This is a genomic window from Micromonospora fiedleri (assembly GCF_016774385.1).
Taxonomy (GTDB): domain Bacteria; phylum Actinomycetota; class Actinomycetes; order Mycobacteriales; family Micromonosporaceae; genus Micromonospora; species Micromonospora gifhornensis.
In genome coordinates this window covers 75,055-89,771 of sequence record NZ_JAETXL010000011.1, presented here as the reverse complement: position 1 = coordinate 89,771, position 14,717 = coordinate 75,055, and the positions used below count along the sequence as shown (strand labels likewise).

General features: G+C 74.1%; 2 protein-coding genes and 3 pseudogenes. All 5 read right to left on the bottom strand.

What is annotated here, in order from left to right:
- Window positions 1-160: 160 nt before the first annotated feature.
- Window positions 161-3,364: pseudogene (locus JMF97_RS32405) on the bottom strand (condensation domain-containing protein); the annotation flags it as partial.
- A gap of 21 nt (window positions 3,365-3,385) precedes the next feature.
- A pseudogene (locus JMF97_RS32400) lies at window positions 3,386-4,609 on the bottom strand (amino acid adenylation domain-containing protein); the annotation flags it as partial.
- Window positions 4,610-5,011: 402 nt separating this feature from the next.
- Window positions 5,012-12,004, bottom strand: a pseudogene (locus JMF97_RS32395) (SDR family NAD(P)-dependent oxidoreductase); the annotation flags it as partial.
- 87 nt (window positions 12,005-12,091) lie between these two features.
- The gene (locus JMF97_RS26315; protein ID WP_203223965.1) at window positions 12,092-12,622 is read right to left on the bottom strand and encodes a winged helix-turn-helix transcriptional regulator; all 531 of its coding nucleotides are present in this window, start codon (window positions 12,620-12,622) and stop codon (window positions 12,092-12,094) included.
- Window positions 12,623-12,674: 52 nt separating this feature from the next.
- Window positions 12,675-14,096 (bottom strand): MFS transporter, encoded by a 1,422-nt coding sequence (locus JMF97_RS26310; protein WP_203223964.1) that lies wholly within the window; start codon window positions 14,094-14,096, stop codon window positions 12,675-12,677.
- Between the last annotated feature and the right edge of the window lie 621 nt (window positions 14,097-14,717).

Below are 14,717 nucleotides of genomic sequence, written 5' to 3'. Positions count from 1 at the left end.
CCGGTGGAAGGGGGTGGAGGTGGAACCCCATTCACTCCGTCGGCGCTGTAGGGCGACTACGCGTCAGGCAATCAGGGCGCAGAATTCGTTGCCGTCGGGGTCGGCCATCGCCACTCGGCCGGCGTCGCCTCGGCCGGTCTCGCCTCGGCGGGTCGCGCGGTCAGCGTCCGAACCTCCCGAGCAACTCCGACCCGATCGGGTGGTGCAGCAGATGCAAGGGCGCGGCGTCGATGCCGGCCTCGGTGAGCGCCCGCGCGTACGCCGCCGCGGTTGCGTCGTCCACCAGGCCGTGCACCAGCGGCAGGTCCGCAGCGGTCGACCACAGGAGCGATTCCAACCGGCAGGAGGCGATCGTCCCGGGCAGCCCGAGCACGTTGCCGTCGACCGGCACCGGCGGCAGGTCGCCGGGTATGTCGCGTTCGGTCTCGCCGACGTGCAGAAGCCCACCGCCGACCACCAGGATGTCGTGGTCGCGGCGCATCCGGGTCAGGGCCTTTGCGGTGTCCAGGGCGGGCGGGAACGAGTCGTCCACCACGATGGTGCCGGGTGCCAGCCGGTCGACCTCGATCGGTGCGGCGGCCGCGCTCGTCGCCGCAATGATCACGTCCGCCGTGTAGCCGGCCGGGGCGATTCCCGGTGCCGACGGGCACACCTCGATGGTGCCGGCGAAGCCTTCCGCCCGCAGTCGCGCGGCGTGCTCGCCCAGTCGGGGCGCGGCGGCAGGAACGTCGCAGAGCACGAGTCGGGCGGGCGGCTGGTCGGCCCGGGAAAGCAACAGCCGCAGCGCGGAGAACCCGATCGAACCGAGACCGACCACGACGAGGTCGCGACCGGCAAGGCTGCGCCCGGTGGCGGCCAGCGCGGCCTGCACCGTGCGGACGACGGAGACGACGGTGACGGCATGGCCGGTGGTCACCGCCACCCCGCTGCGGGTACGGCGCAGCACCCCGAGGCCGTAGCCGGTGCGGGCGGGAATCATCCCGGCCAGCGACACGCAGCGGGCGCCGAGGCGGGCGGCCAGGTCCACCGCCTCGGCGGTCTCGTCGGCGAGGGCGTCCCCGGCGGCGGTCAGCTCGTCGGCGAACCGGGGCAGGCAGACGAAGCCGGAGACGCCCAGCGGCGTGGTCAGCTGCTCCAGCAGACGCGGACGGCCACCAGGAAAGAGCAGCTCGCGTAGCTGGTCCCGGGGCAGGCTGCCGGCGGGCAGCCCGGCGATCGCGGCGAGCTGGGCCGGCGGCGGCAGGTAGCCGACGATGGCCGCGGCCAGCCTGGGCGGTCGGCCGGGAATGGCCGTCGTCGCCGGCACGCTGGCGGCGTCACCAGTGACCACGGCAGGCGTGGCCGTCTGGTCCCGACGGGCCGGGTCGGTGTGCGCGGCGGCGGCGGTCAGGTCGGCGCGGAGCCAGTCGGCGAGCCGGCGCAGCTCGGCCGGGGTGACTGTGGCGGGACAGCCGCGCAGGGTGACCCGGAGCCCGTCCCCCTCGGGGCGCGCGGTCAGGAACAGGTCGGTCCCGAGGGGCGGTGGCGCCAGTTCGCTGTCGGCGTCCCAGTCGAGGCTGAGCCGATCGGCATCGCTCGGCACGGGAGGCGGCGTGTCGAGTACCGTTCGCGACGGCGCATCGACGACGTCGCGCGATGCCGCATCCGCTGCGGCGGCCGGTGGCGCGGTGCGGGCGGAGAAGTCCAGGAAGCTGAAGAAGAACTGCGCTCCGATGGGCGTGCCGCCCGGGCCGGTGGGCACGGCTGCCGCGATCGACGGCGGGTCGTCGTACCGGCGGGCAGTAGCGACCTCGGCCCCGACGTGGGCGAGCTGTTCGGCGAAGCCGGCCGAGCCCTCCAGCCGTAGCGGCAGCATCGCCGCGCACGGGCCGAAGATCCGGTGCAGGTCCGGCAGCGGATGATCCCGACCGGTCAGCGCCAGGCCGAAGACCAGATCGTCCTGTCCGGTGAACCGGGCCACCGCCCGGTGGTACGCGGTCAGCACCGGGGCGTACAGGGTGGTCGCCGCCGAGGCGGCCAGCCGGCGCAGCCCGGCGACCACGGTCCCGTCCAGGGTGAAGCCGCAGACCGGCTCGGACGTACCGCCCGGGTCGGGCGCGCTGCCGAGGGCGGGCAGCACCGGCGGCCGGTACGGGGTGCCGAAGCGTCCGCGCCACCAGCCGTGGGCGTCCGGGTCGGGTGGGCCGGCGGCCCGGTCGGCCAGCAGTTCGACATAGTCGCGGAAGTGGGTGCGCAGCGGAGGCAGTCCGTCGGGCTGGTCGGCCACCAGCCGGTGGTAAACCGTCAGCAGTTCCTGGCCGAGCAGGGCGGCGCTGTAGCCGTCACCGATCAGGTGGTGGCCGTGCACCAGCAGGATGTGGTCGTCGGGGGCGAGCCCCAGCAGTTGCAGTCGCAGCAGCGGCCAGGCCCACGGCTCGAAGCGACGGCGGCGCTCCTCGGCGACCAGGGTGCCAACCTCGGCGGGGCCGGCGACCGCCCGGTAGCCGACCGGCAGCCGTAGCGAGGCGGGAAGTTCCTGCTGTACCGGGGGACGGGCCCCGGTGGGAAAGACGGTACGCAGCATCGGGTGCCGGGCTACCAGCAGGTCGACGGCGCGTTGGAAGACGTCGCGACGTAGCCGGCCGCGCAGTCGTAGCCGGGCCAGCCAGGCGGTGCCGTCGCCCGGTGCGATGGCGTCGGCGAGCAGGAAACCGCGCTGGGTGGCCGTCACCGGGTAGGGCCCGCCCGGACCGGCGTCCACCGGGCCGGTGACCCGGTCCGTGGCTGCGGTGCTGCGGCCCGTGTCGTCGGTGGTCCGGCGCGTGGCGGTGGTGGCGTCGATCTCGGCGGCGAGGTCCCGCAGGGTTCGGTGCTGGTAGATGACGGTGGGGCTCGGCGTGGCCGGGAACTGTTCTTGGACGCGGGCGAAGACCTCCAGCACCAGGATGGAGTCGCCGCCGAGGGCGAAGAAGTCGTCGTCGGGCGCGATCGTCGGCAGGTCGAGCAGTTCACCCCAGATACGGGCCAGCCTCGCCTCGGTTGCGGTGTATCCGCCGGCAGCGGCGTCCGCACCGACGGGTGCCGCAAGCCGCTCCGGAGCGGCGGGTGTCGGGAGGTGCTTGGGGCCGGCGGCGGGTGCGAAGCCGCCGAGTGCACGCAGCCGGTCCCGGTCGACCTTCCCGGTGACGGTCAACGGAAGCGTGTCGAGCAGATGGATGCGCGCCGGAACCAGCGGCTCCGGCAGCCGGGCGGCAAGATGTTCGCGCAACTGGGCCACCGTGGGCCCGGTTCCCGGCGTGGGGGCGACAAAGGCGTGCAGCCGTGGGTGCGGCTCGGCCTGGTGCAGCACCGTCGCGGCGGTCACCGCCGGATGGGTACGCAGCACCGCCTCGATCTCGCCGGGCTCCAGCCGGTGCCCGTGGATCTTCACCTGGTCGTCGAGCCGGCCGAGGAACTCCAGGGTGCCGTCAGCGGTGGCGCGGACCTGGTCGCCGCTGCGGTAGTACCGTTCGCCGTCGAGCCGGGTGAAGGCGGCAACGGTCAACGCGGGCTCGTCGAGGTAGCCGGCGGTGACGCCGACGCCGCCGATCAGCAGCTCACCGGCTGTCCCGGGCGGGCAGGGGTCACCGTGCGGATCGACCACACGGATCCGGGCCCCGCCGACGGGTCGGCCGATCGGCAGCCGGCGTACCGTCTCATCGGGGCGGTCGTCGATCAGATGCCAGGTGGTGTTGATCGTCGCCTCGGTGGGGCCGTACAGGTTGGTGATCCGGCAGCCGTCGCCGAACAGGTCGAACCAGCGGCGTACCGGCACCGGCGACAACTCCTCCCCGCCGACGTGCACCCACCGCAGGGCCTTCAGATCCGGCCGTACGCCCTCACGGGCGGTGCGGTCCTCGGCGGCCCGCAGCAGCCGCTCCCAGAGGGTGGGCACCGAACTCCACACGGTGAGCCGGTCCCGTTCCAACCGGGACAGCAGCACCTGCGGGTCGCGCAGTTCCGCCCGGGCGAAGGTGACCACCGTGGCCCCGACCAGCAGCGGCGCGAGGATCTGCCGGACGGAGGCGTCGAAGCAGATCGACGAGGTCTGGGCCAGCCGGTCACCGGCGTGATAGCCGAACGTGTCGATGGCCCAGTCGAGGTAGTTCGTCATGGACCGGTGGGTGATCGGCACCCCCTTCGGCCGCCCCGTTGAACCCGACGTGAAGATCACGTACGCGGTGTCGTCCGGTCCGACCGTCGGAGCCCCGGCCACGTCCGCGCCTAGCCGGGTGGCCGGGCCGTCGAGCGGGACCGCCGAGCCGTCCAGCCGGGGCATCGGACCGTCGAGCTGGGTCATCGGGCCGTCGAGTTGGACCGCTGTGCCGTCGAGTCGGGCGGCCGGGGCCGCGCAGTCGTCGTCGTGCAGTACCACCCGAACGCGGGCGCGGCGTAGTTGGCCGTTGAGCCGGGCCGGGGGATGGGCGGCGTCCAGCGGCACCCAGGCGGCTGCCGCGCGCAGGATGCCGACCACCCCGATGATGGAATTCGGGCCGGGGGCGGTGAGCAGCCCGACATGCTCGCCGGGGCGTACGCCGTGGGCGAGCAGCAGCGCCGCCACCCGGTCGGCGGCCCGGTCCAGGTCCCGGTAGGTCACCGTACGTCGGCCGTCGGTGATCGCCGTCGCGTCCGGGGTGCGCCGGCAGACCGCCCGGATCCGGGCGCTGACATCCCCGGCGGCGGGCTCCGGTCGTACGCTGCGATCCTGGTCGCCGGCCCGCTGCCGCCCGGCGGCGAGGTCGACAAGTTCCTGGTGGTGCTCGGCGGCGAGCCGGGTCACCGTCTGCCGCCGGAACAACCGCAGCGGGAAGTTCCAGGACAGCCGCAGCGTCGCCCCGGATTCCCACCACAGCAGGCTGAGCCCGGTGGCGGCGGAACCGGAGCCGGCCGCCGTCGGGGTGACCGTCACCGGGCAGTCGGGATCGGTGTCGACCGGGAACCGGGCGTAGCTGAACCCGGCCGGGCTGGCGGTACGCGGGCCGCTGTCGGTTGCGGGGAGCAGCCGGGCAAGGTCCAGACTGGACACCGAGCCGTGTCGCTGTGCCTCGGTCCAGGATTGCCGGAGGTGGTCGGCCAGCCGGGCAACCGGCTCGGTCGGGTCCACCTCGACCAGCATGGGCAGGGTGTCGGCGAACGGACCGACGAGCCTTTCGATGCCGGGCATCCGGGCGTCCCGGCCGGCCCGCGCCACGTTGACCGGCACCCGACGCTGCCCGCTCCACCTCGCCAGGCACCGCAGATACCCGGCGAGCAGCAGGTGGAACAGGGAGACACCGGCGTCGGCGGCCCGCTCGCGCAGCCGCGCCACGAGCGCGGCGTCCAGTTCCTCGGCGTGGGTGACGCAGGGCGGGGCGGGCAGGCCCGCCGGGTCGCCGTCGTACGGCAGCCGCAGCGTCCACCCCGGATCGTCGAACCTCCGACGCCAGTAGGCCAGATCCGTCTCGTCTGGCGGGGCGAGGTCAGCGGCGAAGGAGGCGAAGCTGCCGGTGGCGGGCAGCACCGTCCGGGTGTGTCCCGTCACCAGTGCGCTGTAGTCCGCCCAGAGTTGTTCGCTGAGCAGGTTGAGGCTGAACCCGTCGGCGGCGGCGTGGTGCAGCACCAGGATCAGGTGCGCGCGGTCGGATCGTTCCTGGGCGAGTACCGCCCGCAGCGGCGGTTGCCGGGTCAGATCCACAGGCGTGTTGCAGAGCTGCTCCTCCAGCGCGGCCAGCTCGCCGTTCAGTGGCCGTACGTCCAGGCTGATGGCGGCGGCGGCCGGCGGCACGATCACCTGCCGGGGGGCGGTGACGTCGGCGAGGAAGCGCACCCGCAGCATCGGATGCCGGGCCACGAGGCCGGTCAGAGCCCGGTCGAGCAGCCGTACGTCGAGCGGCCCCGCGACCGTCTGCCGGACGAAGGCGTACCCGGCCACGCTCGGGTGCAGTCGTTCGTTGACGAACCAGGCCCGCTGCACCGCCGTGAGAGCGAACGGTTCCCCATCGGCGAGCGGACCGGTCGGTGACCCCTCGCCCGCCGCCGGTCGTGCCACCGTCGACGGGGGCGCGGCCAGGTGGCCCGAGGGCTGCCCTGGGGCGGTTTCCGCCAGCGCGCCGGCCTGGTGGGCCGCAGGCTGCCCCGGGACGGTTTCCGCCAGCGCGGCGGCCAGCGTGGCGATCGTGGTGTACTCGAAGAACAGGGTGACCGGCAGTTGCCGGCCGAGTTCGTCCCCCAGCCGTTTGACCAGGTCGACCGCGGCCAGCGAGTCCAGGCCGAGGGCGAGGAACGAGTCGTCGTCGGCGATCTGGTCACCCGGGCGGTGCAAGGGCTCCGCGAGCAGCCGGCGCAGCAGCCGCGCCAACTCCTCGACGTCCGAATTCTGATGACGTGCCGGCTTGATGGCCGAAACACCGCCGACCTTGGCGACCTCGACGGTTTCGGGGTCGACCGGCTGGTCGGCCCGACCGGCGTGTGCCTGCGCGCGGCCATCGACGTGTTGACCCCGTCGCGCGACGCCCGCCGGGGGCGCGGTCGACGGTTGCCGGTCCGCGACGATCAGGTGGGCGGCGTCGACGTCCCGGGCAGCCAGCAACGCGTCCAGCGCGACCCGCGCGGTCAGCGAGCCGGCGATGTCGTGGCGGGCACCGCCTCGGGCCGCCATCCCCGTGTCGCTGACGGCGGCGAGACCGACGGCCTGGAAGGGGCGACCGGTCACCCGCTGGGCGGCGGCGAAGGCGTCGAGGAAGGCGTTGGCCGCCGCGTAGTCGCCGATCGCGGCGGCCAGACCGGGCAGCACCGCGCTGACCGAGGAGAAACCGACAAGCGCCGCCCGGTCGTGACCGTGCCGCCGCAGTGACTCCGCCACCAGGTAGCTGCCGCGTACCTTGGGCGCCAGCACCGCCAGGATCTCGGGCATCGACTTCGCCGCCAGGGTGCCGACCCGGACCGTGCCGGCGGCATGCCAGACGGTCCCTACCGGGGGCAGCCCGGCGAACAGCGTGTCGACGTCGGCCGGCACGGTCACGTCGCACCGCCGGTACGTCGCGGTGGCGCCGGCCGCGGCCAACTCGTCGAGCAGGCCCGCCGGGGCCTGGGCCGACCGCCCGGCCAGCAGCAGGGTGGGTCGTCCCCGGCGAGCGAGGGTACGGGCCAACTCGGCGCCGAGCCCGCCACCACCGCCGAGGATCACGTGCACGTCATCGGAGTGCGCCGCACCCGACTGCGTAACCGGGACCGACACCGACACCAGGTGCCGTTCGAGTCGGCGTCCGGCCCGCCAGGCCAGCCCGGTCACCTGGTCGGCGGGGTGCGCCGTGGCCTCGGCCCGGTGCAGGTCGGACAACTCCCGGCACACCGACTCCACCCGGACCGTCGCGTCGTCCACACTGGACAGGTCGACCACCCGGGCACGCAGGCCCGGTCGCTCGTCGGCCAACGCCGCGCACAGCCCACCCAGCACCGCCTGCACCGGCCGGGGACGCTCGTCGTGCCCGGTGACCTGGACGTCCTCGGTGACCACGAGCAGCCGACCCAGCCGGGTGTCCGGCTCGTCGACCAGGGCACGCACCGTGCGCACCTGCGCGGCCACGGCGCGATCGAGGTCGGCCACGTCGGACAGGTCGACCGCGGCACCGGCCAGCAACACGGTCAGCTCCGGTGGCGTACCGTCGTCGACCTGCGGTGCGACCTGGACGGTGACGCCGCGGTCGCGCAGCGCCGTGGCGAGTCGGGCGGCCAGGTCACCGTCGGCACCCGGGCCGCGCAACCGCACCCGGCCCGGCAGGTCGCGGCCGACCCCGGCCCCCGGCTCGCCGGTGGTCGACGGCGTCTCCCGCCAGGTGACCCGGTGCAGGGGCAGCACCGGTGACGGCGGATGGGACCGTCGTTGGAACGGGTACGTCGGCACCGGCACCCGCCGTCGACCGGCGTGCAGCGCGGCCCGGTCCAGCGGGCCACCGAGGGCCCACAGCTGTCCCACCGCCGCCAGCAGAGCCCCGGTGGCCTGCGGCCCCTCCAGTACGGTCAACACCCGCGCCGGGTCGACCCCGACGTGCGGCGACACGGCGTGCAGCCGGCCCGAGACGCCCAGGTCGACGAAGGTGTCGTACCCGTCGGCGCACAGCTGCTTCAGCGCGACGCGCAGCTCCGGCTCGGTCGGTGGGGTGGCCGTGGCGGCGCGGCGGATCGCCTCCGCCGGGTCCAGTTCGCCCCGGGCGGCCGCTGCCGCCAGGTCGCCGACGCCGACGCCGAGCAGCCGGTCCGGCTGTACGCCCCAGGCGGTGAGCTGACCGACCAGGGCGAGCCCGACCGCCACCGCCACCTGCCGGGCGACCTGCGGATCGTCGGCGCCGTTCAGGCACCAGGTCAGCAGCGGTCGGCCCCGTACCGTCGGGGCGGTGACCTCGGTGAGTCGGTCGCGGAAGGCCGGCAGCCGGTCGTAGAGGTCACGTACCGCCGCCGGTGGCACCGTGGCGCCTTCGTTGGTGAGGACGAACACCGTGCGGGGTCGCCGGCTGACCGGCGCGATCTGCTCGCCCAGCGTGTCGGCGGCCCGGTCGAGCCGGACGGCCAGCTCGCCGTCGGCGACCACCGACAGCCGGTACGCGGCGTCGTCGCGGGCGGTGCCGGCGCTGGCACAGACGTCCGCCTCGGCCAGGTGCGGATGCGCCCGCAGGTGAGCGGCGAGGTCCCGAGCCGCCTGCCGAAGCGCCGGCACCGAGTGCGCGCTCAGGGTCGCCAGGCCGAGCTCCGGTCCGCCGGGCCCGCCGGGCGCGGCGGGCGGGGGTTCGCGCAGGATCGCGTGGGCGTTCGTCCCGCCGAAGCCGAACCCGTTCACCCCGGCGATCAGGGGACCTGGCGCGCTCCACCGCCGCCCCTGCGTGACCACGGCGAAGCCGGCTCCGGCGAGGTCACAGCGGTCGGCCGGGCGGGTGTGGTGCAGGGCGGGCGGCAGATACCGGTGTCGCAGGGCCAGCACCACCTTCACCAGGGCCGGCAGGCCGGCGGCGTTGAGCAGGTGACCGAGGTTCGTCTTCACCGAACCCAGTCCGCGCGGCACCCCGTCGACGGGCGGTGGGTACGCCGCCGCCAGCGACCGGACCTCGACCGGGTCACCGAGTTCGGTGCCGGTGCCGTGGGCCTCCACGTACGACACCTGCGCCGGGTCGATGCCCGCCTCCCGGTACGCCCGCGCGATCACCTCCCACTGCCGGTGCGGGTTCGGCGCGAGCATGCTCAACGCCCGCCCGTCGTTGCCGACGGCGGTCCCGGCGACCACGGCCAGCACCTCGTCCCCGTCGACCTGCGCGTCACCGAGTCGGCGCAGCACCAGCGCGGCCCCGCCCTCGCCGGGGACGAAACCGTCCGCGTCGGCGGCGAAGGCGCGGCACCGTCCGGTGGGGGAGAGCGCCTCGGCGGCGTCCAGCAGCCGGTACCCGGTCTCGGTGAGGTTGAGGTTCACCCCGCCGACCACCGCGACGTCGCACTCCCCGGCGGCCAGGCTGCGCGCCGCCAGGTGCAGCGCCACCAATGCCGACGAGCACGCCGTGTCCACCGCGAGCGCCGGCCCGGTGAGATCCAGCGTCTGCGCCAACCGGGCCGGTATCAGGTTGCGCAGGTTCCCGACCAGCGCCGTCGCCCCGCCGGCCGCCCCGTCCGCCGCCACCAGCTGCGGGTACGCGCTCTCCCCGACGGCCGCGAAGACGCCGATGCGGTGCCGGTGTCGGCGCGGCCCGGCGTACCCGGCGCGTTCCAGCGCCTCGTGGCCGATCTCGAGGAACAGCCTCGCGTGCGGATCGGTGAGCCGCGCCTCCTCGTCGGTGAGGCCGAAGAAGCCGGCGTCGAAGAGCATCGGATCGTCGAGGAAGGAACCCCACCGCGCGGTCCCGTCCGAGGGGGTCCACCGGTGCGCGGGCACCACGTCGACGCTGTCGACGCCGTCGACCAGCTGCTGCCAGAACTGCTCGGGGCTCTCCGCGCCGGGAAACCGGCAGGCCATCCCGATCACCGCGACCGGCACCGGACCCTGGGCCTGGGCCGGGACGCTGTCGGCGTCACCGGTGGGCCGGCGCAGTGGGGCGTCGGCCAGCCGGTCGGCGAGGCTGGCGACGGTGGGGCAGTCCCGCAGGTCCGCCGGGTTCAACGGGATACCGAGGGCGTCCTCCAGCCCGGCGAGCACCTCCATGGCCCTGAGCGACGACCCGCCAATGGCCAGGAACCGGTCGTGCGGGCCGATCGTGGCAGGTGAACGGCCCAGCACCCGGGCCCAGACGTCCCGGACGAGCGCCTCCAACTCCGCCCCGGACGGCCGCGCGGCGGACGGGGCGTCGTGCGGCACATCCGCGGCGGCCGGCGGGCACCAGCGCTGCTCGCGGTCGGCGAAGTCGCCGGCCAGGTACCGTTCGCGCATCCGGCGTCGGCGCAACTTCCCGCTGGTGGTCCGGGCGAACGCGCCGGGCGGCAACGGCAGCACCCGCACCTCGTCGTGACCGCACGCCTCGGCCACCCGGGCCCGCACCGCGGCGAGCACCGTACCGGCGTCGGCCGGTGGGCGGGCCCACGGCACGAACACCACGATCCGTTCCCCACCGGAATCCGGGTCGGTCGCGCCGACCACCACGCTCACCTCGCCGGGCAGGCCGGGGGTGGCCACCGCCACGGTCTCCAGGTCCGCGGCGTGGAAGGTGCGGCCGTTGACGAACACCACGTCCTTGGCCCGCCCGGTGACACAGAGCCGCCCGTCGCGCAGAAAACCCAGATCGCCGGTACGCAGCCAACCGTCGACGAAGGTGTCCCGGCTGGCCTGCGGATCACGATGGTAGCCCCGGGCCACGTTCGGTCCGCGTACCTCGATCTGGCCGATCCGCTGGTCGGCCAGCGGTCGACCGTGATCGTCGACGACGCGTACCGCGCAGTCGGCCACCGGATGGCCCAGGTCCATCAGTTCGACCGCGTGCGGGCCGGGCCGGGTCGGCACCGCCCGGCCCTGGCTCAACTCGGCGCGGTCCAGCACGTGTGGCACCGCCACCTCGCCCGGTGGGGGGAAGGTCACCGCGAGGGTCGCCTCGGCGAGCCCGTACACCGGTCGTAGCGCGGCGGGATCGAGCCCGGCGGGACGGGTGTGGGCCAGGAAGGACCGCCAGACCGCAGGCGAGATCGGTTCCGCCCCGACCACCACGCACCGCACCGCGCTCAGGTCGAGCCCGGCGAGGGTTTCCGCCGGCACCCTGCGCACCGCCAGGGCCAGCGCGAAGTTCGCCGCGGACAGCAGGGTGGCCCGGTGCCGGTGGGCGGTGGTGAACCAGAGGGCGGGGCGCTTGGCGAACGCCAGCGGGGGGATGCGTACCTGTTTGAGGCCGATGGCGAGCGGGGTGAGGTGGGTGCCGATCAGCCCCATGTCGTGGAAGTACGGCATCCAGCTGACCAGCACGTCGTCCGGGCGTGCCGCGCTGGCCGACCGGGCCTGGTCGAGGTTGGCCAGCACGTTGTCGTGGGTCAGCTCCACGCCCCGGGGCGCGCCGGTGCTGCCGGAGGAGAACTGCAGGAAGGCGAGGTCACCACCGGCGACGGTGGGCAGCTGCGCCGGTGCGGTGCCGGTCCGCAGGTCGGCCAGCCGCAGCACCGGCTCGGGCAGCCCGTCCGTCAATGCGGCGGTGGCGTCGTCGGTCACCAGCACGGCGTCGGGCAGCACCCCCCGCACGGCGCGTACCCGCTTCGGTTCGGGTGGCAGCGGCACCGGCACCAGTCCGGCGGCGAGCGCACCCCAGAACATCGGCTGGAAGTCGTCGCCGGCGTCGGCGAGCAGGAGGGCGGGCGTGCCGGGCGCGATCCCGGCGGCCCGGTAGCCGCCGGCCACCCGCAGCGACTCGTCCCGCAGCTGCCGGAAGCTGACCGTACGCTCCGTGCCGTCCTCCCGAACGTGCACGATGACCTGTTGCGGTGCCCGGTCGGCGGCGTCGAGGAGTACGCCCAGCAGGCCGTGGTGGGCGCCGGGCCCGCTCGCAGTCGACACAGCAGGATGGTAGGTGGCCGGGATCTTGGGACCGGCACCGGCGTTGCCGACCGTCGCCGCATGGACGGCGGCTGCGCTGCCCTGCGGTCAGCGAACGCCGGGAACGGTGGCCGCGAGAACCGCCGGTGGCCGCCCGTCCGCCGAGGGCTGCGGGTCGTCGGTCTCGACGGCAGAACGTACGACCGGACGAGACACCATCTCGCTGGTCGGGATCGACTCGTCGCAGGACGGGCAGTGCACCACCAGTTCGACCGGGTGTTCGCAGCGGGCGTGCACCAGGGCCCGGTTGGGCGGGGGCTGGTCGGTGGGGCAGTTCTTCTCCCCCCACCGCATCAACGCGGCCAGTACGGGCGCCAGTTCACGGCCGCGTTCGGTGAGGCGGTACTCGTGACGTACCGGCCGCTCGCGGTAGGGGACACGTTCGAGAACACCGGCCTCGACCAGTGTGGTGAGTCGTTGGGCGAGCACGTTGCGGGCTATGCCGAGACTGTCGAGCAGGGACTCGAAGCGGCAGTCACCCACCATCGCGTTGCGGACGATGAGCAGCGTCCACCGCTCACCGACGACCTCCAGAGCCCGTGCGATGGAGCAGTCCTGACCGTACCTGCGGAGAGCCATCAGGCCATCGTAGAGGCGATCGGCTCGCTCCGGTCGGGTGGAAATCTCACCCCTACGTTCCCTGGCTGGGCACCGGCGTACGCTGCTGGCCCATCAGCAGCAACGCCGCGACCAGACCGATCGCGGCGAGTCCGGCGGTCACCGTGAACGCCATCGGCAGGGCGGCGCCCATCGGCACCGGCAGCTCGGCCTGGTTCGCGACGAGCACGGCCGACACGGCGGCCAGCCCGAGCGCCCCGCCCAGGCTGAACGAGGCATCGCTGAGGCCCGAGGCTGCCGCGGAATCGGCATCGGAGGCGCCGAGGGTCACGGCGATCTGCGCGGCGACGAAGGCGGCGCCGGCGCCGGCGCCGACCACGGGCAGCACACTGAGGAAGTCGACGGTGTCCAACGGGCCGTTCACCATGGCCAGCGCCAACAGGCCGGCACCGGCCACGGACATGCCCGTCAACGCGACCAGCCGCAGCCCGTGTCGCACCACCACCACCTGACCGACGTACGAGCCGACGACCGAGGACAGGGTCAGGGCGACCATCAACGCGCCGAACCTGGTGGCGGAGAGCCCCAACGCTCCCTGTCCGTACAGAGTGACCAGGAGCAGCACCGCGTCGATGAGCGTGCCGGCGGCGAACAGCACCACCAGACCGCCCAACCGGGTGCGGGATCGCAGGAGTCCGGGGCGTACCAGGCGGCGGCCGGTCCGTGCCTCGATGACCAGGAAGAGCAGCAGCAGCACCGCCGCCGCGGCCAACCGCAGGAGCGCCGGGCCGGTCGAGCTGCCGGGAGCGAACGCGGCGACGACCGTCCAGCCGATCAGGGTCAGGGCACCGACCAGGCTGACCCCGCCCGCCACCTCCAGCGGATGCCCGGATCCGCCGCAGCGGTCGGGCGGCAGGATCGGTGCCAGCAGCGCGGCGACGATCCCCACCGGCACGTTGACGAGGAACACCCACCGCCACCCGACGGTGTCGGTGAGCAACCCGCCGAGCAGGAGTCCGGCGGTGCCACCGAAGGCGCCGATCAGCGTCCAGAGGCCGAGCGCGCGGACCCGGGCCGGACCGGGACCGAGAGCGATGGCGAGCAGCGGCAGCGCGGTTGTCGCGATCAGCGCCGCACCGATGCCCTGCAGGACGCGGGCGCCGATGAGCACCTCACCGGCCCAGGCCACCGCCGACAGCATCGAGGCGGCGGTCATCAGCGCCAGGCCGATGGTGAACAGCCGGCGTCGGCCGAAGAGTTCGGCCAGCCGGCTGCTGAGCAGCAGGACGCCGCCGAAACTGATCAGGAAGGCGGACATGAGCCACTGCACGGTCGCCGTGGAGAGGTCCAGTGTCCGTTGGATGCTCGGGATCGCGGCGTAGACGATGGTGCTGTCCGCTGCCACCACCAGGAACGACGCGCCGAGCGCGCCGATCGCCAGCCATTGCCGTGCGCCGAGACGGGCTGTCGACGCTCCGCTGAAGTTTTCCACCATCCAGCCCCTTGGTTCCCCCGTGTCGCGGACGCTTGTTGCCTCCGGCGCGTGTCGGGACGTGCCGTCGACAGTTAACGACCGCGGTGGCCACGGATAAGACGGACCCGGGTGCGAACCGGGTTGTGTCTCGGTGGCCCGGGCGCCGCGCGTGTCGGGACCACCCTCAGCCACGTCGGTCCGGTTTTGAAACTTACGTGGGTCAATGAAGATAGCAGCAGTGCGTCCGCAGCACGAGCCTGTGTTTCCGGAGTTCCCCGAGCTGTGTCACGCCTGTCGATCAGTCAGGTCTCGCGGTGGGCGGCACGGTGCGCACCGGCTGCTGTTCGGGGCGATCTGGACGCCGTTCATGCGGCGGGTCGGCGCTATTCCTTCGCCTGGGACGGTCGCGACTTCTCCGTACGTGTCATGTGCGGCGGGACCGAGCACCCGTCGGCGCTCTCCCGTGGTGGGCGGCCGGCATCGACCGGCCCACCGGGTGGATCCGGCGGGCCGGGCGGGTGTGATGTCGCGAGTGACCGCGCCGGTCCTGTTGCCGGCGGGTGGGGTCGACACCGGACCGGTGGCGGATCTGGTCCGTGTGTCGGAGAGCGTCTCCGCGCCCCGGTGTACGCCGCGACGGTG